Source organism: Actinoplanes cyaneus (assembly GCF_016862095.1).
Taxonomy (GTDB): Bacteria; Actinomycetota; Actinomycetes; order Mycobacteriales; family Micromonosporaceae; genus Actinoplanes; species Actinoplanes cyaneus.
On the sequence record NZ_BOMH01000019.1, the window covers coordinates 94,795 to 117,855 of the forward strand.

15 protein-coding genes are annotated in these 23,061 nt (G+C 70.9%); 7 read left to right on the forward strand and 8 right to left on the reverse strand.

What is annotated here, in order from left to right; genetic code table 11:
- Window positions 1-29 precede the first annotated feature (29 nt).
- Both Acy02nite_RS14140 and Acy02nite_RS14145 read right to left on the reverse strand, forming a co-directional pair.
- Window positions 30-2,576: a molybdopterin-dependent oxidoreductase gene (locus Acy02nite_RS14140; RefSeq protein ID WP_239174771.1), complete on the reverse strand. Its 2,547-nt coding sequence runs from the start codon at window positions 2,574-2,576 to the stop codon at window positions 30-32.
- Window positions 2,573-3,355 carry an FAD binding domain-containing protein gene (locus Acy02nite_RS14145; RefSeq protein ID WP_203740695.1) on the reverse strand — a complete coding sequence of 261 codons (783 nt, stop codon included), beginning with the start codon at window positions 3,353-3,355 and terminating at the stop codon, window positions 2,573-2,575. Before Acy02nite_RS14145 ends, Acy02nite_RS14140 begins: the two co-directional genes overlap by 4 nt.
- Before the next feature lie 154 nt (window positions 3,356-3,509).
- On the opposite strand from Acy02nite_RS14145, the gene Acy02nite_RS14150 reads away from it, so the two are divergent.
- The 4 genes from Acy02nite_RS14150 to Acy02nite_RS46510 are packed head-to-tail and all read left to right on the forward strand — an operon-like array spanning window position 3,510 to window position 9,346.
- Window positions 3,510-4,892 carry a cytochrome ubiquinol oxidase subunit I gene (locus Acy02nite_RS14150; protein ID WP_203740697.1) on the forward strand — a complete coding sequence of 461 codons (1,383 nt, stop codon included), beginning with the start codon at window positions 3,510-3,512 and terminating at the stop codon, window positions 4,890-4,892.
- Window positions 4,893-4,899: 7 nt separating this feature from the next.
- Window positions 4,900-5,895: a cytochrome d ubiquinol oxidase subunit II gene (cydB, locus tag Acy02nite_RS14155; protein WP_203740699.1), complete on the forward strand. Its 996-nt coding sequence runs from the start codon at window positions 4,900-4,902 to the stop codon at window positions 5,893-5,895.
- A complete protein-coding gene (gene cydD / locus Acy02nite_RS14160) occupies window positions 5,892-7,511 on the forward strand; it encodes a thiol reductant ABC exporter subunit CydD (RefSeq protein WP_203740701.1) in 1,620 nt (539 codons plus the stop codon). The genes cydB and cydD overlap by 4 nt, the downstream gene beginning before the upstream one ends.
- Window positions 7,508-9,346, forward strand: a complete 1,839-nt coding sequence (locus Acy02nite_RS46510; RefSeq protein WP_239174773.1) for an amino acid ABC transporter ATP-binding/permease protein — start codon at window positions 7,508-7,510, stop codon at window positions 9,344-9,346. Before cydD ends, Acy02nite_RS46510 begins: the two co-directional genes overlap by 4 nt.
- On the opposite strand, the gene Acy02nite_RS14170 is transcribed toward Acy02nite_RS46510, so the two are convergent.
- Window positions 9,288-11,213 carry an ATP-binding protein gene (locus tag Acy02nite_RS14170; protein ID WP_203740703.1) on the reverse strand — a complete coding sequence of 642 codons (1,926 nt, stop codon included), beginning with the start codon at window positions 11,211-11,213 and terminating at the stop codon, window positions 9,288-9,290. The two genes, Acy02nite_RS46510 and Acy02nite_RS14170, sit on opposite strands and share 59 nt — an antisense overlap.
- Window positions 11,214-11,699: 486 nt before the next feature.
- Here Acy02nite_RS14170 and Acy02nite_RS14175 point away from each other — a divergent pair, with 486 nt between their 5' ends.
- The 3 genes from Acy02nite_RS14175 to Acy02nite_RS14185 all read left to right on the forward strand — a co-directional run bounded on the left by Acy02nite_RS14175 (window position 11,700) and on the right by Acy02nite_RS14185 (window position 16,276).
- Window positions 11,700-12,341 (forward strand): DUF6230 family protein, encoded by a 642-nt coding sequence (locus Acy02nite_RS14175; protein ID WP_203740705.1) that lies wholly within the window; start codon window positions 11,700-11,702, stop codon window positions 12,339-12,341.
- A 79-nt stretch (window positions 12,342-12,420) separates the two neighbouring features.
- On the forward strand, window positions 12,421-14,082 hold the full coding sequence (locus Acy02nite_RS14180; RefSeq protein WP_203740707.1) for a DUF6114 domain-containing protein: 1,662 nt from the start codon (window positions 12,421-12,423) through the stop codon (window positions 14,080-14,082).
- Window positions 14,083-14,365: 283 nt separating this feature from the next.
- Window positions 14,366-16,276: an AfsR/SARP family transcriptional regulator gene (locus Acy02nite_RS14185; protein WP_203740709.1), complete on the forward strand. Its 1,911-nt coding sequence runs from the start codon at window positions 14,366-14,368 to the stop codon at window positions 16,274-16,276.
- 46 nt (window positions 16,277-16,322) lie between these two features.
- Here the strand turns inward: Acy02nite_RS14185 and Acy02nite_RS14190 are convergent, their stop codons facing one another.
- From Acy02nite_RS14190 to Acy02nite_RS14210, 5 genes are all read right to left on the reverse strand, one after another.
- On the reverse strand, window positions 16,323-19,025 hold the full coding sequence (locus Acy02nite_RS14190) for an MGH1-like glycoside hydrolase domain-containing protein (protein WP_203740711.1): 2,703 nt from the start codon (window positions 19,023-19,025) through the stop codon (window positions 16,323-16,325).
- 134 nt (window positions 19,026-19,159) lie between these two features.
- Window positions 19,160-19,468 (reverse strand): EthD family reductase, encoded by a 309-nt coding sequence (locus tag Acy02nite_RS14195; protein WP_203740713.1) that lies wholly within the window; start codon window positions 19,466-19,468, stop codon window positions 19,160-19,162.
- Between the two features lie 31 nt (window positions 19,469-19,499).
- Window positions 19,500-21,158, reverse strand: coding sequence for an alpha-keto acid decarboxylase family protein (locus tag Acy02nite_RS14200; RefSeq protein WP_203740715.1), 1,659 nt, complete (start codon window positions 21,156-21,158; stop codon window positions 19,500-19,502).
- 41 nt (window positions 21,159-21,199) lie between these two features.
- Window positions 21,200-22,030 (reverse strand): MBL fold metallo-hydrolase, encoded by an 831-nt coding sequence (locus Acy02nite_RS14205; protein ID WP_203740717.1) that lies wholly within the window; start codon window positions 22,028-22,030, stop codon window positions 21,200-21,202.
- A 14-nt stretch (window positions 22,031-22,044) separates the two neighbouring features.
- Window positions 22,045-23,058 carry a sugar phosphate isomerase/epimerase family protein gene (locus tag Acy02nite_RS14210; protein WP_203740719.1) on the reverse strand — a complete coding sequence of 338 codons (1,014 nt, stop codon included), beginning with the start codon at window positions 23,056-23,058 and terminating at the stop codon, window positions 22,045-22,047.
- Between the last annotated feature and the right edge of the window lie 3 nt (window positions 23,059-23,061).

Genomic DNA, 23,061 nt, shown 5'->3' on the forward strand with positions numbered 1-23,061 from the left:
CCCGCGGACTCCGGCCGGACGAGGTGACCTCACCGGTGATGCATGGCCTGCCAGATGCGGTCGGCGGTGAACGGGATCTCGGTCATCCGGCGGCCGATGGCGTCGCGCAGGGCGTTGGCCAGGGCCGGGGCGACCGGGTTGTACGGGCTCTCGCTCATCGACTTGGCGCCGAGCGGCCCGATCGCGTCCCGGGTCGCGGCGAAGTGGACCTCGGTGGCAGGCGTGTCCGCGTACGTCGGAAGGTGGTATTGCCGGAAGGTCGTCGTCGTGACCGCACCGGTGGCGTCGAGGTCGAGGTGTTCGCTCAGGGTCGCGCCGAGCGCCTGCGCCACGCCGCCCTCGATCTGCCCGCGCAACTGGAGCGGGTTCATGACGGTCCCGGCGTCGGCGCTGTGCACGCTGCGCAGGATCCGCAGTTCACCGGTGGCCGGGTCGACGGCGACGCGGAACCATTGCGCGTTGAACGCCACCGACCGCGGCGTGCCGTCGAAGTGCCCGTGTCCGGCCTCCCCGCCGGTGACGCGCAGGTCCCGCGCGGCCCGGAGCACCGCCTCCCCCGCCACCACGACTCCGGTGGAGGCGAACGCGCCGGTGTCGTGCCGGACCACGTCGGTGTCGGACTGCCGGATCACGATCTTGTCGGGGGTGGTGCCGAGCTCGTCGGCCGCGATCTGGGCGTGGACGGTCGTGCTCCCGTTCCCGAACTCCGCGGTTCCCACCGACAGCTCGAACCGTCCCGAGCCCAGCGCCCGGATCGTCGCGTCGGCGAAGTGCCCACCGGGCGGGCCCGCGGCGATCATCGCGATCGCCATCCCCTCCCCGACCAGCCAGCCGTCGGGCGCTGTGTCAGCGGTGTCGCGGCAGGCTCGCATCCTCTCCAGGCACTGGTCCAGCCCGTAGGACGCGATTCCCAGGTCGTCGACGTGGTCACCCGGCGCGGTCAGATCGTCCCCGTCCCGAACGACGTTCAGCTCGCGGAACAGGACCGGATCCATGCCGATTCTCCGGGACAGCTCGTCCAGCACCGATTCGACCGCGAAGGTCACCTGTCCCAGCCCGTACCCCCGGAAAGCCCCCGCCGGAACGGTGTTGGTGTAGACGGTCCGGGCATCCGTCCGCATGTTCGCGCACTTGTAGACCGCCACCGACTCGTGGCACCCGTGGAACATGACCGAGGCACCGTGATTCCCGTAGGCCCCGGTGTCCACCAGCACCGAGAGCTGCATCGCGGTGAGCGTCCCGTCCCGCGCGGCGCCCGCCTTGACGGTCACCTCGAACGGATGCCGGGTGGTCGCGCCGAAGAACTGCTCCGGCCGGGTGAACTCCCACTTCACCGGCCGTCCGGTGCGCAGCACGGCCAGCGCGACGAGGTCCTCGGCGAGCATCTCCTGCTTCCCGCCGAACCCTCCGCCGACGCGCCCGGCCAGCACCCGCACCCGGTCCGGCGGCAGGTCGTAGAGCGAGGCCACCGCCCGCCGGGTCAGGAACGGCGTCTGGGTGCTCGACCGGATGACCAGCCGTCCGTCCTCGTCCAGCCAGCCGACGGCCCCGTGCGTCTCCAGCGCCGCGTGCTGCACCCGCGGGGTCCGGAACGTCGCCTCGTAGATCTCGTCGGCCGCCGCGAACCCGGCGTCGGCGTCCCCGAGCGACGCGTGCAACTCCCCCACGAGGTTGTCGTCCTGCTTGTCCCCGTGCACCAGCGGCGCGTCAGCGGCCAGCGCCGACTTCGGGTCGAGCACGGCCGGCAGGATCTCGTACCGCACGTGCAGCCGCCGGCAGGCCTCCTCGGCGGCCGCCTCGCTGACGGCGACGACCGCGGCCACCCGCTGCCCGGTGAACCGGACCACGTCGTCGAGCACCCGGGTGTCCGCCGGGTCCTCGGCCACGTTCTCGTGCTGCGCGGTCGAGAAGAGCCGCTCCGGCGCGTCCTTGTGCGTCAGGACCAGCTCGACTCCCGGCACCCGCAGGGCGTCGGCGGTGTCCACGGAGACGATCCGGGCATGCGCGTACGGCGATCGCAGCACCTTGAGATGCAGCACCCCCGGCACGTCCACGTCGAAGGTGTACCGCGCGCTCCCGGTCACGACCTGCGGACCGGCCGGGGCGCCGAGCGACGAGCCGACCGCCGGGCCGGACGAGCGCACGTTGCACGTCCCGGCGACGGCGTCCCCGATCGCGCGGTACCCGGTGCACCGGCACAGGTTGCCCTTCAGCGAGCGGGGCAGGTCGGCGCGCTGCTCGTCGGTGAGCGCGGCGGTCGTCATGATCAGACCCGCCGTACAGAACCCGCATTGGAAGCCCTGGGCGTCCAGGAACGCCTGCTGCGTCGGGTGCAGCTCGCCGGAGCGGGAGGCCAGGCCCTCGATCGTGGTCACCGACCGGCCCTGGGCGCGGAACGCGGGGTAGACGCACGAGTGCACGGGCTCGCCGTCGACGTGCACGGTGCACGCCCCGCAGTCCCCGGCGTCGCAGCCCTTCTTGACCCCGGTGCAGCCCTCCTCCCGCAGGTAGGTGCGCAGGCACTGGCCGGGCCGCGGCGCACGCTCGTGGGCCGTCCCGTTGATCTCCACGCTCACCGGCTCAGCTCCGTCCTGATCTGCTCGGCGTAATACCCGGTCAGGTGCGCACGCCAGGCCGGATGCCCGTGCACGTCGTCGACGTAGTCCGACGGGCCGATCGCCCGCAGGGCCGCATCGAGCCCCTCCGGCGACGGCACCTCGTCGAATCGCAGGACCCACGGCCGGCGCGTCGCCGCGGTCACGGTCAGCGTGAACGCGCCGTCACGATCAAGAGCGCCGATCAGCAGTACGGCGGAACGCCCGTGCCGATGCAGCGACCCGCGCCGGAAGGCGGTCCGCGGGATCACCGCCGGCAGCTCGATCGAGCGGAGCAGTTCCCCCTCCCGGAGCACGGTCCGCCCCTCGCCCGTCACGAAGCCGGCGACGGGCACGAACCGCTCTCCGCCGGACGGGTCGAGCAGCCGGCACATCCCGCCCAGTGCGGCGCCCAGCGAGATCATCGGCCCGGCCGGGAGCGCGGCGCACAGGTTCCCGCCGACGGTCGCGACGTTCCAGATCTTGAACGACGCCAGGAACGCGTGGCAGCACTGCGCGACGACGTCGTACGTGCCGAGGGTCCGGAAGAGCGTGGCGACGGTGCACGTCGCCGCGATCTCCAGCCCGTCGTCACGCACTGTGATGGGCGGCCAGCCCGCGGACGGCAGGTCGAGCAGTCGCGAGATCGATGGGCGCGGCTCGCCGAAGAGCGCTGTCCCCCCGCCCAGCCAGGCGTCCCCGGGGCGCCACATGCCGGGCGCGGCGGGGCTGACCACTTCGGTGACCGTGTGCAGATCCACGTTCGCACGCTACGCGCTGTGTGTTTCCGGTCGAGGCTTTCTTTTCGGCCGTCGCAGCCCGGGACCTTCCGCGGCCGTTCCTCGGGACCTTTGGCCCTGATCGACAGGTTCCGGCTGGTCAAGGCTCTCATCGACGTTGCGGAAAGGATCTCAGGTGGATTCGCTCGACCTCTCGCGGTGGCAGTTCGGCATCACCACCGTGTACCACTTCATCTTCGTTCCGATAACGATCGGACTCTCGGCCCTGGTGGCCGGCCTGCAGACCGCCTGGGTCCGGACCGGCAAGGAGCACTACCTGCGGGCCACGAAGTTCTGGGGCAAGCTCTTCCTGATCAACTTCGCGATCGGGGTCGTGACCGGCATCGTGCAGGAGTTCCAGTTCGGGATGAACTGGTCGAACTACTCACGGTTCGTCGGCGACATCTTCGGCGCCCCGCTCGCGATGGAGGGCCTGCTCGCGTTCTTCCTGGAGTCCACGTTCCTCGGCCTGTGGATCTTCGGCTGGGACCGTCTGCCGAAGAGGCTGCACCTGGCCACGATCTGGACCGCGTCGATCGGCACGATGCTGTCGGCCTACTTCATCCTGGCCGCGAACTCCTGGATGCAGCACCCGGTCGGCTGGCGGATGGGCGACGGCCGGGCCGAGCTGACCAGCATCGGCGCGGTGCTGACCCAGAAGACCACGCTGGTCACGGTCCCGCACACGCTGACCGCCTGCTTCCTCACCGCCGGCGCGCTGCTGCTCGCGGTCTCCGCCTGGCATCTGCGCAAGGGCAACCAGGAGGAGGTCTTCCGGCCGTCGCTGCGGCTGGGCGCCTGGGTGGTGCTGATCGCCGGGGCCGGCGTGCTGATCACCGGTGACGTGCAGGCCCGGGTGATGACCGAGCAGCAGCCGATGAAGATGGCGGCGGCCGAGGCGCTCTACCGCAACACCGAGTCGGCGTCGTTCTCGGTCTTCACGATCGGCTCGCTCGACGGCAAGGAAGAGGTCTGGAGCGTACGGATCCCGTCGCTGCTCTCGTTCATGGCCACCGGCAGCCCGTCCGGCGAGGTCGAGGGCATCAACGACGTGCAGGCGCAGTACGAGCAGCAGTACGGCGAGGGCGACTACACCCCGATCGTCCCGGTCACCTACTGGTCGTTCCGCCTGATGATCGGCTTCGGCGGGCTCGCCATGCTGGTCGCCCTGGCCGCGCTCTGGTTCAACCGCGGCGAGCGCCGGGCGCGCAGCCGCTGGCTGTGGATCGCCGGGATCGGCACGGTGGCGATGCCCCTGCTGGCCAACTCGTTCGGCTGGATCTTCACCGAGATGGGCCGCCAGCCGTGGACGGTCTTCGGGCTGTTCAAGACGTCCGAGTCGGGATCACCGTCGGTCTCCACCGGTGAGGCCGCGACCGGTCTGATCGTGCTGACCGTGCTCTACGGGATCCTCGCGGTGATCGAGGTCGGACTGTTCCTGAAGTACGCCCGCGCCGGAGCCCCGGACATCCCTGTCGAGAACGAGGCCGACGACCGGCCACTGGCTTTCGCGTACTGAGGACATCATGGATCTCACCACTGTCTGGTTCCTGCTGATCGCCGTGCTCTGGGCCGGCTACTTCCTGCTCGAGGGGTTCGACTTCGGCGTCGGCATCCTGCTCCCGTTCGTCGGCCGGGACGACCGCTCCCGCCGCCTGGCGATCAACACGATCGGCCCGGTCTGGGACGGCAACGAGGTGTGGCTGCTGGTCGCCGGCGGCGCCACCTTCGCGGCCTTCCCCGAGTGGTACGCCACCCTGTTCAGCGGCTTCTTCCTGCCCCTGCTGATCATCCTGGTCGCGCTGATCGTGCGCGGCCTGGCCTTCGAGTACCGCGGCAAGCGGGACGGCGCCGCCTGGAAGAAGCGCTGGGACACGGCGATCTTCGTCTGCAGCCTGATCCCGGCGATCCTGTGGGGCGTCGCGTTCGGCAACATCCTGCGCGGGGTGCCGATCGACGCGAACCACGAGTACGCGGGCGGCTTCGTCAACCTGCTCAACCCGTACGCGCTGCTCGGCGGCCTGACCACGCTCGTGCTGTTCACCCTGCACGGCGCGGTCTTCCTGGCGCTCAAGACGGACGGCCCGATGCGCGAGCAGGCCGGGCAGATCGCCGAGACCACGGCGCTGGTGGCGGTGCCGGTCGCGGCCGGCTTCCTGGCCTGGACCGGGTTCGCGCACGCCGACGGCTGGGGCATCGCGCTTTCCGCGCTGGCCGCGATCGCGTTGGTCACGGCGATCCCGCTGACCCGGGCACGGCGGGAGGGCTGGGCGTTCACGGCCACCGCCGCGACGCTGCTGCTGGCCGTCGCCGCGCTGTTCGTGACGCTGTTCCCGGACGTGATGCCGTCGACGCTCGACCCGGCGTTCAGCCTGACCGTGCACAACGCGTCCTCGACGCCGTACACGCTGCGGGTGATGACCTGGGTGGCGGTCTTCTTCACCCCGATCGTGCTGCTCTACCAGGGCTGGACCTACTGGGTCTTCCGCAAGCGCCTCACGCTCGGTGACATCCCCGCATGAGACCGATCAACCCCAAGCTGCTGGCGTACGGCCGGAGCACGCGGCCGTACCTGGCCGCGACCGTCGCCCTCGGGGCGGTCCACGCCGCCCTGCTCGTCGCCCAGGCCACCCTCCTCGCGCAGACGATCACCGCGGTCTTCCTCCACGGAGACAGCCCCGCGTGGGTCCCTCTCGCATTCGTGATCGCCGCCCGGGCGGGGGTCGCCTGGCTGCAGGAGCTGGCGTCGGCCCGCTCGGCGGCAACGGTCAAGAGCGAGCTGCGCGACCGGCTCGTCGCCCACCTCACCGCGCTCGGCCCGGGCCGGCAGCGCCCGGCCGGTGAGGTGGCGGCCCTGGTCACGCACGGCCTGGACGCGCTCGACGGCTACTTCGCGAAGTACCTCCCGCAGCTCGTCCTGGCCCTGCTCGTCCCCGCCATCGTCCTCGCCCGCCTGATCCCCGCCGACCTGACCGCGACCGTCACGATCGCCGTCACCCTGCCCCTGATCCCGCTGTTCATGGCGTTGATCGGGATGCACACCGAAGCGCAGAACCGCCGCCAGTTCCGCCTGCTCGCCCGCCTCTCGCACCACTTCCTGGACGTGGTGGCCGGGCTGCCGGCGCTGAAGCTGCTCGGGCGGGCCAAGGCGCAGGCCGGGATCATCCGGCGGATCAGCGACGAGCAGCGTGCGGCGACCATGCGCACGCTGCGGACGGCGTTCCTGTCCTCCCTGGTCCTGGAACTTCTCGCCACACTGTCGGTGGCCCTGGTCGCGGTCGGCATCGGGCTGCGGCTGGTCGCCGGGCACCTGGACCTGGAGACCGCGCTGCTGGTGCTGATCCTGGCGCCGGAGGCGTACCGGCCGCTGCGCGAGGTCGGCGCGAACTACCACGCCAGCGCGGAGGGGATGGCCGCCGCCGAGGAGGCCTTCGCGATCCTGGACACGCCCGTCCCGTCCTCCGGAGCGCGGACGCCGGTCTCCGGGCCGATCGTCTTCTCCGGCGTGGAGGTCCGCTATCCCGGCCGCGCCGAACCCGCCCTGCGCCTGTCCGCGACGATCGAGCCCGGCGAGGTCGTGGCGCTGACCGGGCCGTCCGGCTGCGGGAAGTCGACCGTCCTGTCCGTGCTGCTCGGCTTCGTCACGCCGGCGTCCGGGCAGGTCACGGTCGGCGGCGTGCCGCTCGCCGAGCTGGACCTCGAGGTGTGGCGGCGCTGGATCGCCTGGGTCCCGCAACGGCCGCACCTGCTCGCCGCCTCCCTGCGCGACAACCTCACCCTCGGCGCCACTTCCCGGGCGCCCGGCCTGCGCGCCGCGGCGCTGGCGGCAGGGGTCACCGAGTTCGCCGACGGGCTCCCGGACGGCTACGACACGCTCCTCGGGGATGCCGGGACCGGGCTCTCCGCGGGGCAGCGCCAGCGGGTCGCGATCGCCCGGGCGTTCCTGCGGGACGCGCCGATCGTGCTGCTCGACGAGCCGACCGCCAACCTCGACGAGGTCACCGCCGCGCGGGTGATGACCTCCATCCGGGAGCTGGCGCGCGGCCGGACCGTCCTGATGGCGGCCCACCGGCCGGAACTGATCAGTCTCGCCGACCGGGTGATCGAGGTCGGCCGCATCCCCGTGGGGCACCCGTGACGACGTACGCGCTGATTCGCCCCGCCTCGGCGAGGCTCACCCTGGCGGTGCTCGCCGGCGCCGGCGCGGCCGGGTCCGCGGTGGCGCTCACCGCCGTCTCCGCCTGGCTGATCTCGCGCGCCGCGCTGCACCCGCCGATCCTGCACCTGATGGTGGCGATCGTCGCGGTGCGCGCGTGCGGGCTGGGCCGGGGCGTGCTGCGCTACCTGGAACGGCTGCTCGGGCACGACGCCGCCTTCCGCGTCCTGGCCGACGTGCGGGTCCGCCTCTACGAACGGCTGGAGGTGCTCGCCCCGGCCGGGCTCGCCGACTTCCGCCGCGCCGACCTCGCCCAGCGCCTGGCCTCCGACGTGGACGCGGTGCTCGACCTGGTCACCCGGGTGCTGCTGCCCTACGCCGTGGCGGCGGTCACCGGGCTCGCGTCGGTGCTGGTGGTCGGCGCGCTCGTGCCGGTCGCCGGGCTGGCCCTGGCCGGCACGCTGCTGATCGTCGGCGTGGTCGTGCCGCTGGTGCAGCGCGCGGCTGCCCGCCGGGCGGACGGGCGGCTCGCTCCCCTGCGCGCCGCGCTCGCCACCGGGGTCGTCGGCCTCGTGCACGGGATGGCGGATCTGACGGCGTACGAGGCGGTCGATTGCGAGCGTGAGCGGCTCGCCGCCCTGGACCGCCGGCTGACCGCGGCCGCGAAGACGTCCGCGGCGACGGCCGGGCTGGGCGCCGCCGTGACCGTCCTCTGCACCGGGATCTCCGTGCTGGCCGGTCTGCTCGTCGGCGCCGCTGCCGTCCGGGCCGGCGCCCTCCCCGGCGAGCTGCTGGCCCTGGTCGTGCTCACTCCCCTCGCGGTCTTCGAGATCGCCGGGCCGCTCCCCGCCGCCGCCCAGCGCTGGGCCACCGCCCGCGAGTCGCTGCGCCGCCTCACCGAGATCTGGTCCGTCCCCCTACCGGCTGGCCCTCAGGGGTGTAACGAGGACCCGGACACACCCCGGAAAGCCAGCCGCCAACCCGCACCAGGCCGCACGCCGGGCACCGCCCCGGCTGGTCCCCAGGGGTGCAACCGGGGACCGGACACACCCCTGAGCGCCAGCCGGGGACGGGGCGGGACGGTTACGGCCGTTGAGAGCGGCGCTGCGTGCACGGGGTTGCCGATCGGGAGCCGGGTTCCGGGATTGCGTCTCGACGGCGTGACGGCCGCCTGGACGGCCGATCGGATCGCGGTCGAGAACGTCGATCTCACGCTTGCGCCCGGCGCCCGCGTCGCGCTCGTCGGGCCGAGCGGCTCGGGCAAGAGCACGATCGCCGCGCTGCTGGTCCGCTTCCTCGACCCGCTGGCGGGACGGATCACGCTGGACGGCACGGATCTGCGGACGGTGCCGGCCGACCGCGTACGGGAAATCGTCGGTTATCTTCCGGAGGACGCCTACCTGTTCGACACGACGATCGGCGCGAACCTGCGCATCGCCCGGCCGGACGCGACCGACGCCGACCTGCTCGCCGCGCTGGAACGGGCCCGGCTGCGGGACTGGGTGCGGACCCTGCCGGACGGCCTGGACACGCTGGTCGGGGAGCACGGCCTGGCGCTCTCCGGTGGGCAGCGCCGCCGGCTCGCGCTGGCCCGGCTGCTGCTCACCGACGCGCGGGTGCTGATCCTCGACGAGCCGGGCGAGCACCTGGACGACGACACCGCCGGCGCGCTGGTCCGCGATCTGCTGGGGGCCGCCGGTGGGCGTACCGTCCTGCTGATCACCCATCGCACGGCGGACCTCGACGGCTGGCGGGTGGTCAGGATGCCGGCACGGGGACCGGAACCGGCGCGGGGACCGTCGGCAGGGTCACCGTGAACGTGCTGCCCCGCCCGACCACCGACTGCACGGCGATCCCGCCGCCGTGGTCGCGCACGATGTCCCGGACGATCGCGAGGCCGAGCCCCGGCCCCTGAACCGCCTGGTCCATGGCGTTGCCGGCCCGGTGGAACGGCGTGAACAGCCCGGGCACGTCCTCCGCCGGGATCCCGATGCCGGTGTCGGTCACCATGATCGTCGCGGTGTGCTCGTTCGCGCCGCAGCTCCAGGTCACGCTGCCGCCGGGCGCGGTGAACTTGATCGCGTTCTCCAGCAGCTTGCGCAGTGCCCGCTGCAGTTGGGTGCGGTCGCCGCGGACCCAGGACGGCTCGGCGTCGAACGTGACCACCAGTTCCTTGGCGTGCGCCGCGGCGTTCAGCTCGTGGTGCACGGTGGTGGCCAGCGCGGCCAGGTCGAGCGGCTCGGCCGTCGCCTCCGCGGCGGTCGCCGGGCGGTCCAGCAGCAGCAGGTCGTTGATCGTGTCCTGCAGGCGGTGCGCGTTGCGCAGGACCGCCGCGAGACAGCGGTTCTGCATCGGCGTCAGCTCCTCGTCCTCGTCGACGAGCATCTCGGTGTACCCGAGGATACTGGTCAGCGGCGTGCGCAGCTCGTGCGTGACGGTCTGGATGAAGACGTCCTTGCGCTGGTCCAGCATCCGCAGCTCGCTGATCAGCAGGTCCTGCTGGATGCGGACGCCGCGCTGACGCAACGCGCGCTCGATCTCCCGCGCCACGCTGGTCATCAGGCGCCGCTCGGGGTCGGTGAAGCCGGGCAGGAACTCGCGCACGACCAGCAGATGTCCGCCGGGGCACTCGCTGTCGCCGCCCAGCGCCACGGCCAGGCCGCCGCCGCACGGGACGGGACGGCCGACCGGCACGGCGGCCAGCTCCGCCGCGACCCCCGGCTCGAGGTCGGGCGCGGTCTCCGGCCAGCGCGTCCGGATCCGGCCGGCGCCGGGCACGAACAGGTCGCCGTAGACCGCGTCGGCCGCGAGCGCGCCGCCGATCCGGGTCACGACCCGATGCCCGATGGTCGCCGCGTCGGTCTCCTCCTGCTGCAGCTCGCCGGCGACCGCCTGGCGCAACCACGCGCGGGCGGTCCGGGCCTGCTCCGCGGCGAGAAGCTCCTCGGTCTGCGCCGCAAGATCGTTCAAGGCGTCGATCACGGTACGGAGTTCCGCCGCGCCCGTCGTCTCGGCCCGCGCCGAGAGGTCCCCGCCGGTCAGGCGCCGAATGGTGTCGCCGACCCGGGCGAGCGGGACCAGCAGTTCGCGCCGGCTGACCCGGACGAGCAGGTAGCCGACGCCGAGCACGGCCAGCACGAGCGCGACGGAGACGATCCCGAGGAGCCGTTCGGTACGCCGGTTGCCGGCCGTCTCGGCGCGCAGCTCGGCGTCGATCGCGTCGTCGGCGGCCGCGTTGAGTGTGCGGAGCCGGTCGAAGAGCAGCTTGCCGAGCGCGGCTCGGGTGTCCGAGGCGTCCGCGGGCCTCGTCGTGACCCCCGCGGCGTACTGCCCGGTCCAGTCCTGGGCCGCCTGCCGTTCGGCCTCGATCAGCTCGCGGGCCTGCGGGTCGCGGGTCTGCCGGCCGGCACGGTCCAGCGCGACGAGCGCGGCGCTGCGCCCGCTCTCGTACGGGTCCAGGAACAGCTTCTCGCCGCTGAGCTGGTAGCCGCGGACCGCGGTCTCCGCGTCGGTCATCCGCTGCAGAGCGTCCGCGTTGGCCTCGCGGGCCGCACCGATCCTGGCGGTGGTCCGCTGGTGCTCCTCGCGCACCCCGGCGCCGACCCCGAACGGCACCGCGAGCAACGCCGTGAACAGCACCAGCAGGACGGCGAAGCCCACGCTGAGCCGCCGCTGCAGCCTCATCGGCCGAGCTCCTCGGGACCGGTCATGTTCCTCACATCGGCAGGCTCCCGCCCGCAGATGAGTCCGGCTGTCCATTCGGTGGAGGGCACCCTCGTCCGGGTGACCGAGGACGGCGGGGGAAACGGCCGGTGGAAGCGATTTCTGAGAGATCTCTGGACTTCGTTACCGATCCGTAACCAACGATGGCGCGTATACCTGTGGTGACCACCACATCGGTGAACCTGGGCTGATTGTCGGGTTTACAGCCGGAATACCGGACACCACGGGCAGGCACCTCACGCACAGTGACCGGTTTCGAGTGACGCGGGTTACTGACTAGTAGCTCCGGCCCTTGTAGTCACCGTGCAGGAGCGGCAACATTTCCCGAACGTTACGACGACGGCATCGACTCGCCTCACTGTCGCCGGTTGGCCAGTGCCGCCCGTCGATGCGAGCCGTTGACAGTGTGACCGTCTGAGCCGTCATCACTTTTCTATAGGAGGATCCGTGGAGGATTCGCAGAGCGTTCCGGCCGCCGGACGCACCAACTGGCGCCGGTTCGCCGTCGCGGTGGGCGTTCCCGCCGCCGTGGCGGGTGGCCTGGTTGTCGCGCTGAGCACGGGCGCGCTGGCCGCGAACTTCGCCATCTCCGGCCAGCAGTTCAAGCTGTCGGCCGACACGCTCGAGGGCGAGGGCTTCACCCAGTACAGCAGCGCCCTTCCGACCGGCGGCGGCTCGGTCAAGCCGGCCGCCATGTCCGGCATCGGCTCGGCCACCATCACCGACCTGTGCCAGTCGGTCTCGCAGGTGACCCCGCTCGGCCGGATCACCCTGCAGATCCGGGCCGCGAAGGACGTTCCGGACAGCGCGAGCGACGCCCAGAAGGTCGAGGCGACGAACCTGCTGATCGGCATGACCGAGCTGTCGGGTGACGCGACCTTCACCAAGATCGAGATCGGCCGCGACGCCACCACGCTGAACAAGGCCGGCGACGCCAAGGGCGACACCGTCGGCGGCTTCGGCCAGCAGGCGGACCACGTCACCATCCACAACCTCAAGCAGACGGCCTACTCGACGTCGGCCTCGACGTTCAAGCTGACCGGCATGAGCCTGCGGCTGCTGACCGGCGACGGCAACGAGTGCTACTGATCTAGCTCCATCGGGGCTCGCGGCACCTTCCGCGAGCCCCACCCTTTGCTCTGAGTTGAAGAACGTTTGTGGAGGACGAGTGGCGACGGACGATTTCTGGAGCAAGTTCCGCCGGTGGCGGCGGGCGCGGCCCTTCTGGGGCGGCTTGTTCCTCGTGCTGTCGGGCCTGGAGCTCTTCTGGAGCTCGAACATGGATCTCGCCAACATCGAGATTCACATCGGCCCGCAGGGCTTCCTCTCCTACGTCCTGCCGGTCCTGATGCTGATCTCCGGTGTGCTCGCTTGGTTCTCCCCGGCGCAGCGCATGTTCTACGGCATCATCGGGCTGCTCGCCGCGCTCTACTCGTTCATCGGCCTGAACCTCGGCGGCTGGTTCATCGGCATGATCCTCGGCATCGTCGGCGGCGCGCTGACCATCGCCTGGACGCAGCAGGCGCCTCCGCCCGGCAACAAGCTCCAGGGCCCGGCCGAGTTCTCCGGCCCGCCGCAGTTCGCCGGCCCGCAGGGTGGTCACCCCGAGGACGCTCCCGGTGAGACCACGCAGCAGATCCAGGTCGCCGGGCACGACGACCGCCCGCACCAGCCTGTTCCCGCGGTCAGCGACCCGAGCATCCTCCCCGGCTTCGAGGAGCCGCGCAGCGCGGCCCCGGCCCCGGCGGACCCCGCCGAAGGCCCGCACGGTGACCTGCCCGGCCCGCGCCGGGGGCTCAACCGCAAGGCGCTCGCCCTGATCCTGGTGCCCGCCTTCGTCGGCGGCACGTTCCTGGTCGGCAGCCGCCTGCCCGCCAGCGCCGACGACGAGTGCCCGGCCGGTCTGCCCTCGATCTCGGCTCCCGCCACCTCGAAGTCCGCGGGCGCGCCGTCGTCGGCGGCCGCCAAGGCGTCGTCCTCCGCCAAGACCGGCGACAAGACCGACGGCAAGGCCGCGACCACCGCGCCGGCCGCCAAGGACGACGACAAGGACGGGGCGACCACCGCGGCCTCCGCCAGTGCGTCCGCCTCGGCGGCCGCCGCCGCGGAAGAGGAGAGCGGCGGACTCCTCGACGGCGTCCAGGACGTGGTCGACGGCCTCGGCAACCTGCTCGGCATCGGCGACGACGAGGAGTCGTCCACTCCGAGCGCGTCGCCGTCGGCGTCGGCGACCGGTTCGGCCGCCGCGGAGCCGACCACCACCACGACGGCCACCGCGCCGGCCGCCGGCGCCAGCGCCACGGCCCCGTCCGCCGGGGTCACCCCCAGCAGGACGACCGCCAGCAGCGCGCCCGCTTCCAGCGACGACATCATCCCGTGCCTCGGCGCCCGCCAGCAGGGCAAGATCGCCGACGACGGTGGCATCCCCCGCTCGGCGATCAAGCCGGGCGTCATGAAGGTCAGCTCGCTGACGATGATCAACTCCACCTACGAGGGCGTGGCGGACGTCCCCACCGCCAAAGGCGTGATCAAGTCGCTGCAGTTCAACATGCAGGAGGCGATCAACGAGCCGTTCAGCCTCACGATCGCCGAGCCGGGCGGTGGCACCACCACGATCAAGAGCGCCAAGCTGACGACGACGGGCACCGTCCGCTTCTACACCCCGAAGTTCACCGGCAACCTGTTCGGCGTCATCCCGGTGACCTTCACCCCGGAGCAGCCGCCGCCGCTGACCCTGCCGATCCTCTGGTTCACGAACGTGACGATCGACCTGGCCTTCGTCAGCTGCGACAAGCTCACCGCCGCCCCGATCCAGATCACCGAGAGCTGACCCGGCTCCACCCTGTCACGACGGCCCCGGCGGACTCGCCGGGGCCGTTTTCGATCACTGGCGTCCTCGATCCGGGTGCGCTCCCGTCCCGCAAGGTCACGATCCGCCGGCCGGCCGCGCCAGACGCTGAGCGGACGCGCGGGCGAGGCCTCCGGTGCGTACCGCGAAGACGCCTTTGCCCGACGCCGTGCCGCAGGCGGCGCATCGGCGGACTGCCGCACTTCGCGTGTCGCGCGACACAGGCTGTGGTGGGCCCGGCAATCGAAACGTAATACTCCCCGCCATGGTTACGAACGTGTCGTTCGGCGTGCTCGGCCCGGTGGAAGCCTGGGCCGGCGACCGCCGGCTCAGGCTCGGGCCGCCGCAGCAACGCACGGTTCTCGCCGCCATCCTGCTGAACGAGGGCCTGGTGGCCTCGGTCGGGCACCTGGTCGAGGCGCTGTGGGGCGAGGAACCCCCGGCCGGGGCGGTCAAGACGGTCCGCACCTATGTCTCCCGGATCCGGGCGGTGCTGGAGCCGGCCGGCGCCCAGATCGAGTCCGAGTCCGGCGGCTATCAGCTGCGGGTCCCGCCGGATCGCTTCGACCTGGCCCGGTTCCGCGAGCTGACCGCCGGGCTGTCGGCTCCCGGCCCGGCGGGCGATCGGGCGCAACGGGCGCGGCAGGCCCTGCAGACGTTCCGCGGCGAGCCGCTGGCCGGGTTGAGCGGGGAATGGGCGCAGGCCCAGCGCAGCCGGCTCTCCTACCTGCGCGCGGCCGTGATCGAGGCCCAATTCGCCGCCGAGCTGGAAGCGGGACGCCACACCGAGGTCATCGCCGAGCTCCCCCGGGCCATCCAGGAGTTCCCGTTCCGGGAGCGGCTCCGCGAGCTGCACATCCTGGCTCTCTACCAGGCCGGGCTGCGGGCCGAGGCGTTCGTCACCCACCGGGCGGTGCTGAAACTGCTCAGTGAGGAGCTCGGCGTCGAGCCGATGCCGGCCCTGCGGGATCTGCATCGCCGGATGGTCGAGGGCGACCCCACGCTGGCCCCGCCGGAGAGGTCCCCGGTGGTCGTGCCGCGGCAGCCGGGAGTCATGCCGCGACAGCCGGAAGTCATGCCGCGACAGCCGGAGGTCGCACCGCGGGAGATCCTGCCCGAGATCTCGCTGCGGCCACCGCCCCGGGTCACCGAGTTCATCGGCCGTGAGGCGGTGGTCGCCGAGCTGACCGGCCTGCTGCGCGACCCGGGCCGGCCGGTGCTGATCGGCATCGACGGCCTCGCCGGCATCGGGAAGACGGCCCTGGCGGTGCACGTCAGCACCCTGGTGCGCGATGCCTTCCCGGACGGGGTGTTCATGATCGACCTCGGCGGCGCCGGGGGCCTGCCGGTCGAGCCGGCTGCAGTGCTCCGCCACCTGATGAGCCGGTTCGGCATCTCCGAGTCGGCCATCCCACCGGACCTGAGCTGCCGCTCCCAGCTGTGGCGCAACCTGTTGTCACAACGCCGGGTGCTGCTCGTCCTCGACGCCGCCGCCGACAGCTCGCAGCTGGCGCCACTGATCCCGGAGACCCCGGGGAGCGCCATGATCGTCACCAACTGGTACCGGCACCGCGACGTCCCCGGAGTTCGCTGGACGACGCTGGGCGGGCTCGGGCACGACGACGCGTGGCGGCTGCTGGAGCGCTCGGTGGACCCGGCTCGCCTGCGCCGGGATCCGGAACCGGTCAACCGGCTCATCGAACTGGCCTCGGGCCACCCGGTTCCGCTGCGGGTGGTCGCGAACCACCTCCTCGCCCACCCGCAAGCCACCATGGCCGAGGCCGAACACCACATTCGCGACGAGTACAGCTCGCTGATCATCGCCCACCTGGACAGCCTGGACGCGCGATGGCGCGACCGCAGGCCGTACTGGAAGCTCGAGCCGGACGCCCAGCGGGCTCTGCGGCTGCTCGCCGGCCTCAACGTGATCGACATGTCGTCCGGCCTGGCCGCCCATGTGCTGGAGATTCCGCAGGACCGTGCCCGGCAGATCCTGGCCCGGCTCGCCGACTTCCACCTCGTCGAGGCCGGTGGCGCCGATCGGTACGGCTTCTCGCCCTTCACCCGGGCCGCCGCCCGGCGGTGGTCGCTGGAGTCCGATTCCCCGGCGGCTCGTGACACCGTGCGGCGCCGCGGCGCCGAGTACGTGGCGCGGAACGGATCACTCTTCGCCTGACTCCCCGGTCCCGGGGCTGACCGGCCCGGGACCGAGGAGCGCACGGTCACTGCTTCTGGTCGCCGGCGGACGGGAAGAGCCCGGACATCCGGTGTTCCAGCAGCTCGTGCCCCGACAGGCCGGCGAACAGATTGGGCAGCAGCGCCACCAGAGCGGTCCAGCCGGTCTGGTGGGACGCGCCGAGGCCCGCGCCGTTGTCGCCGTGGAAGTACTCGGAGAACGTGATCAGATCGCGCCAGTGCTCGGTGGCGAAGATCTGCTGGCCTCCGTTGCAGGGCCGGTGTCCGTCCGCGCCGGGCAGGAAGATCCCGGTCAGCCGGTCGGAGATCTCCCGGGCGACCTCGAACAGCGTCATCCGGTTGCCGGAGCCGGTCGGGCACTCGACGGTGAAGTCGTCGCCGTAGCCGACGTACAGGTTGAGCAGCGAGCGCACGATCAGCATGTTGACCGGGAACCAGATCGGCCCCCGCCAGTTGGAGTTGCCGCCGAACAGGCCGCTGTCGGACTCGGCCGGCAGGTACGACACCCGCAGCGTCTCGCCGCCCACCGGGAACTCGAACGGGTGGTCGGCGTGGTGACGCGAGAGCGACCTGATCCCGTACCCGCTCAGGAACTCGCCCGGATCCAGCAGCCTTGCCAGGATGCGGCGCAGCCGGTCCTCGTCGAAGAACGCCAGCAGGTGCTCGCCGTCCTCACCCGCCATGCGGCCGGGGGTCAGCACCGAGCTGACGCTGGGATGCCGGGACACGAAGTCCCGGGCGTTCGCCAGCAGCTGCGGGAACCGCGCGACCAGCGCCGGGTCGTACACGGTGGCCGCGGCCAGCGGCAGCAGCCCCACCATCGAGCGGATCCGCATGTGGCGGGCCTCGCCGTCGGGCAGCCGCAGCAGGTCGTAGAAGAAGCCGTCCTCCTCGTCCCACAGGGTCGCGTTGCCGGTCTTGCGGTTCACCGCGACCGCGATCCAGGCGAAGTGCTCGAAGTACGCCTGGGCCTGCTCGACGTAGATCGGGTCGTGCACCGACAGCTCCAGGGCGATCTGCAGCATGCTCTGGCAGTACAGCGCCATCCACGCGGTGCCGTCGGCCTGGTCCAGGGTGCCGCCGCCGGGCAGTGTCGTGCTGTTGCGGTCGAAGACGCCGATGTTGTCCAGGCCGAGGAAGCCGCCCTGGAAGACGTTGTTGCCGTCGGCGTCCTTGCGGTTGACCCACCAGCTGAGGTTGCGGGCCAGCTGCTGGAAGATGCTTTCCAGCCAGGCGTGGTCACCCTCGCCGCCGTTGCGCGCCTTGTCCAGCTCGTAGACCAGGTGGGCGGCCCAGGCGTGCACCGGCGGATTCACGTCGCCGAAGTTCCACTCGTACGCCGGGATCTGCCCGTTGGGGTGCATGAAGCGCCGGCTCAGCAGCAGGTTCAGCTGGCTCTTGGCCAGCCCGACGTCGACCATGCTCAGCGCCACCGACTGGAAGCCCAGGTCCCACGCCGCGAACCAGGGGTACTCCCACTTGTCCGGCATCGAGATCACGTCGTGGCTGATCATGTGGAACCACTCGCCGTTGCGCACCGGTCCGGCCGCCAGCGGGTCCAGGCCGTGCCCGGTCAGCCAGCGCTCGACGTCGTACCCGTAGTACTGCTTGCTCCACAGCAGGCCGGCCAGCGACTGCCGCGCCACCTGCCGCTGCGGCTCGCTCAGTTGCGCGGCGAGCGCCTGGTCGTAGAACTCGTCGGCCTCGGCGCGGCGCCGCTCGATCAGCTCGTCGAAGGCCGCTTCCGTGAGGCCGGTGGCCGGCTCCTCGCCGAGCCGCACCCGGACCGCGGCCGAGCCACCCGACGGCACGGTCAGAGTGAAGTCGGCGGCCACCTTCGTGCCGGTGTGCCCGGGGTTGACCGCGCCGGTCTCGCCGTGCACGACGTAGCGGTCCACGGCGTCCTTGACGTACCGGCCGCCGTCCTGCCGGCCGAAGACCCGCTCGGCGTTCGTCTCGTTCTCGGTGAACAGCAGCGGCGGCGCGCCCAGACAGGTCAGCCAGCGCGTGCCGAGCTGCTCGTGGACGGCCTCGACCGAGCCGTCCACCTCCCGCAGCGACGGTTTCGGAGCCGGCCGGTCCCAGGACCAGACGTTGCGGAACCACAGGGTCGGCAGCACCCGCAGCGTCGCCTCCCGCGGCCCCCGGTTGTGGACGGTGATCCGGGCGCGGATGTCCTCCGGGCCGGCCTTGGCGTACTCGACCACGACGTCGAAGTAGCGGTCCTCGGCGAAGACCCCGGTGTCGATCAGCTCGTACTCGAACTCCTGGCGGCTGCGGGAGCCGTTGACCGCGACCAGGTCCGCGTACGGGAACTCGGCCTGCGGGTATTTGTAGACCATCCGCATGTACGAGTGGGTCGGCGTGCCGTCGACGTAGAAGTAGTACTCCTTGACGTCCTCACCGTGGTTGCCCTCACCGTTGGTCAGCCCGAAGAACCGCTCCTTGAGGATCGGGTCCCGGCCGTTCCACAACGACACCGCCAGGCACAGCCACTGCTCGTCGTCGCAGAACCCGGCGATGCCGTCCTCACCCCACCGGTACGCGCGGGAGCGTGCCATGTCGTGACTCAGGTAGGACCAGGCGTCGCCGCCCGCGCTGAAGTCCTCACGGACCGTGCCCCACTGCCGGTCGCTGACGTACGGCCCCCAGCGGCGCCACGCCGCGGCGCCGGTGTCGGCATCACGCAGGCGTCGCTGCTCGGCGCCGGTTGTCTCGGTGTCAGCCATCTCCCAGCCATCTCCTCAGCGTGTGCGTCCCACGTGGTCGTGGGACATGGTCGTGGGGCCGGGCGGAGCGGATCACGACGGAACCGCCCGGACGGGCGCGCCGGCGGCCGGACGGGGCGCCACGCCGGAGGGCGTCAGACTCGTTCGACGTCCGCGAAGACGATGCGCACCCCGCCGGTCGCCAGCTCGAAGACCTTGCCGACGAACGCCCCCGCCTCCGGGGTCGTCACGGCGGTGCTGGCCGCGGCGTAGTCGACGAAGTACATGTCGAACATGCGGTAGGCCGGCGTCGGGGTGCCGTCCTCCTTGGGGCTCACCTTCGCGCTCTCGATCCGCTGGACTCCGGGGATCTGCTTGGCCAGCGCCACCTGTTCCCGGTAGGTCGCCTCGAATTCGTCGGGGTCCTTGGGGTTGTCGTAGATGACCGTGATCTTCGTCGTCATGATCGTGTTCCTTCCGTCTCGGGGTGATGCGCTACCGCTTCTTCCATCCCGCGTTGTCGGGAATGGACTTGTTGGCCACCACGACCTCGATGAGCGTGGGGGTGGTGGAGTTCTCCAGCGCGGCGTTCACGGCGTTCCGCAACTCGCCGTACGTGCTGACCTTCCAGCCCTGGCAGCCGAAGACGCCGGCCAGCGCGCTGTAGTTCCACGGGTGCAGGACGCAGGACTTGTAGAACGGCCGGTTGCTGGTGAAGACCGACGCGTCGGCCAGCCACTGCTCCACGCCGTAGACGCCGTTGTTGATCACGAAGATGATCGGGTTCAGGCCGAAGCGGGTCTGCGTCGACAGGCATTGGGCGCTCATCTGGAAGCCGCCGTCCCCGGCGAAGACCATCACCCTCTTGTCGTTGTTGTTCGCCAGGCAGATCCCGGTCGCGGCCGGGCCGATGTAGCCGATGGCCGAGTAGGACGACTGCGCGACGAAGCCACCCGCGGAGGGCACCTTCAGCAGCAGGCTCCCGAAGTAGTTCAGGCTCGCGTCGCTGCCCACGATGGTGTATTCGTCGATGTACTGCGGGATGACCTCGTAGAACCCCTGGTAGGTGATCGCCGCCTCGGAGGAGGCCACCGGCGCCACGCCGTGCGCCGGGGCCTGCGGCCATTTCAGGTTGTCCCGCGTGACCTTGCCGGCCAGCAACCCGTCGATCAGATGTTCCAGGGAGACCTGCGGGCTGAAGAACGTGCCGTACTTGACGGTGTCGAGCGAGACGAACGCGGTCTTGTCGAGGTCGGTGTCCCAGCCCAGGGTGTTGAGGTCGGTCAGCCAGACCCCGAGGGCCAGGATGAAGTCGGCGTCCTCGGCGAAGTCCTTGACGGCGGGCGTGGAGGCCTGACCGTCGAACACCCCCGCGAACAGCGTGTCGTCCTCGGACAGGACGGCCTTGCTCAGCAACTGGGAGACGTAGGGGATGTTCAGCTGGTGGATCAGGCTCGTCGCCTTCTCGTGCAGTCCCATCCGGTCGACCTCGATGCCCACCCAGATCAGCGGCTTGGCGGCGCTCTCCAGCCGCCGGTTGAGCTGCGCGACCGACTCCTCCACATTGGCCGGGTCCGACATGACCCGGGCCGGTTTCAGCGATCCGACCGGCTGCTGGCAGCTCAGGTCGACCATGTCCTCGAGCAGCTCGATGTAGACGGGCCGCTTCTCGGTGATGCACTGGGTCAGCGCGTAATCGATCATCATGGGCGCGAGGTCGGGGTTGTCGACCCGTACCGCCGCGACGGTCAGGTGCTCGAAGGCCTGCATGTCCGTCTGGCGGCCGCTGATGAAGTGGTGCGAGCTGAAGCCGGTCTGCTCGAACGCGAGCGTTCTCTTGATGCTCGGGGTGCCGTTGATCAGAACGACCGGCACCTTCTCCACATAGGCGCCCGCGATCGCGTTGACGGCGGACAGGGCGCCCGCGGAGTACGTGACGCAGAGCGCGCCGATCCCCCTGATCCGGGCGTATCCGTCGGCCGCGAAGCCGGCGTTGAGCTCGTTCACCTCCTCGATGACCTCGATCTGACTCTGCTCGACGTACCGGTTCACCCATTCGATGGAGTAGTCGCCCGCGATGGAGAACAGATGCCCCAGACCCAACTGTCGTAGCCTGTCGACCAGATACTGCCCTACCGTGTATTGCGCATCCATGGTTCGAAGCCCTCCGTACTCGATCGCAAGCGACGTGGCTTTCAGTAATCACCCGCACCGTCGAACAAGCGGGGCAGGTATATGTCGAAGATGCCCGGACACCTGCGTTCGGGATATCGCTGGATCATGAAGTCCTTGAATGACTTCCCGGTCAGTCCGCCGGCGATGGCCTGACCGGCGGCGGCGAGGTATTCGATGTTCCGGGCGACCTCGTTCTTGTCGGCGGGAAGCCCGTGGCCCGGCAGGAACAACTCGTAGTCCGACACCAGCATCGTCTCCAGGACCCTGGTCCATTCCTCCAGGTGCGCGGTCAGGTAGAGATGCGTGCCGCTGTAGATCAGATCCTGGGCGGCGAGCACTCCCGCCTCGGGAACCGCCACGGTGAGGGCGACATCTATCTCGGTGTCGGTCACCCGGTCGAAGACGTAGCCGACCCCGTCGACGGTCTCCTCGCCCGGCTCGACGATCTCCTGGGGTACGACTATCCGCCGCGGGCCGAGGTCGCCGAGCTTCTTCTCGTGGTCGTTCTTCGAGTCCTCCCCGTGCTCCCTGATGAAATCTCTCGTCTCCACCAGGGCATGGATCGGAACGTCCCCGAATGCCGTCCCCACCCCGAACCAGTGATCCGGGTGGCGATGCGAGAGGTAGAGCCGTGCGATCGGCTTCCCGAGACTGTCCGCGTATTCTCTGAACTTCTCCGCGTACGGGGCGAGGAATTGCCCGTCGATCAGAACGAGCGAGTTCCGGCTCTCGATGATGTGCGTCGCGTTGGCGATGTTGTCGTCGGTGAACGCCGAGACGAAGGTGTGGACCCGGACGTTTCCTGTTCGTCTCGCGACCATTGTTATGGGGTCCGGCAGTCGAGCTGACATCGGCGATCTCCCCGTCATCGGGATCGGGTGCGGGAATCGAGCTGCCGGCGCACCGTCTCCAGCGCGGCGGCGGCGATGTCGTAGGCGCTGTCACGGCCCGGCTGCGGATCGTCCTGGCCGGGCCGCCAGAAGCGCCGGCGCGCCATCCGCATGGACGCGGCGAACGGCGGGATCGCGTTGAACACCTCGATCAGGTACGGCCCGCGGTAGACGGGTTCGATCTCGTCCAGCACGAGGTCCCAGGGGATCCAGCTGTCGCGCACCGCACCACGGTCGGGCGCGGAGAGATGGACGTAGAGGAGCCGGTCCCGCTGCGCCGCCCGGGCCACGTTGCGCTTGAACACCGCCGGCCCCTGGCTCTCCATCACGACCTGGGCGGTGTCGACGGTCACGCCGCCCGGCAGGCCCTCCCCCTCGTCGAGGAAGTCCAGCACCTCCGAGACCAGGTTGGGTGGCGGCGTCTCCCAGCTCTTGACCGGCTCGATGGCGAGCTTCACCCCTTTCGTGGCGGCGTACTCCGCCAGCTCCTGGTAGACGGGGCGCGCGGCCCGGAAGCGCGGCTTCATCCAGTCCTGCAGGTCGTCGCTCCAGATCGGCTCGCCCCCGTCGGTCAGCGGGAAGGCGCCGTAGGGATAGAGGAACGGCCCGGACATGATCGACGCGCCGCCCAGTACCTCGGTGATGTCCACACGGGACTTGAGATAGGACAGGGCCTGCCGGCGTTGCTCCTCGTACGGGGACGTGATGTCGAAGGTCCGGGTGGTCCCCACGTTGGTGGTGAACTTCGCGTCGGCCAGGCCGGCCTCGTCGAACACCTTCTTCAGCTGGACATAGGCGCTGACCTCGAGCTGATGGTCGACGCTCGCCGCCCGGTCCGCGATGTGCACGTCGAAACCGTCGTACCCCATCTCGGTCAGGACCTTGAGATGGTTGACGAGGATCTGGGCGTAATCGGTGTCGTCCGGCCTCAGGTCCGCCGTGAACATGAAGAAGCTGAAGAAGAGCTCTCGCCGGGAGGGTGCGCTCATGGT

What these genes read in the sequence shown, in the direction of transcription:
- cydB (WP_203740699.1), top strand. Translation starts at nt 4,900, where the DNA reads ATGGATCTCACCACTGTCTGGTTCCTGCTGATCGCCGTGCTCTGGGCC.
- cydD (WP_203740701.1), top strand. Translation starts at nt 5,892, where the DNA reads ATGAGACCGATCAACCCCAAGCTGCTGGCGTACGGCCGGAGCACGCGG.
- Acy02nite_RS14170 (WP_203740703.1), bottom strand. Translation starts at nt 11,213, where the DNA reads ATGAGGCTGCAGCGGCGGCTCAGCGTGGGCTTCGCCGTCCTGCTGGTG.
- Acy02nite_RS14185 (WP_203740709.1), top strand. Translation starts at nt 14,366, where the DNA reads ATGGTTACGAACGTGTCGTTCGGCGTGCTCGGCCCGGTGGAAGCCTGG.
- Acy02nite_RS14190 (WP_203740711.1), bottom strand. Translation starts at nt 19,025, where the DNA reads ATGGCTGACACCGAGACAACCGGCGCCGAGCAGCGACGCCTGCGTGAT.
- Acy02nite_RS14195 (WP_203740713.1), bottom strand. Translation starts at nt 19,468, where the DNA reads ATGACGACGAAGATCACGGTCATCTACGACAACCCCAAGGACCCCGAC.
- Acy02nite_RS14200 (WP_203740715.1), bottom strand. Translation starts at nt 21,158, where the DNA reads ATGGATGCGCAATACACGGTAGGGCAGTATCTGGTCGACAGGCTACGA.
- Acy02nite_RS14205 (WP_203740717.1), bottom strand. Translation starts at nt 22,030, where the DNA reads ATGTCAGCTCGACTGCCGGACCCCATAACAATGGTCGCGAGACGAACA.
- Acy02nite_RS14210 (WP_203740719.1), bottom strand. Translation starts at nt 23,058, where the DNA reads ATGAGCGCACCCTCCCGGCGAGAGCTCTTCTTCAGCTTCTTCATGTTC.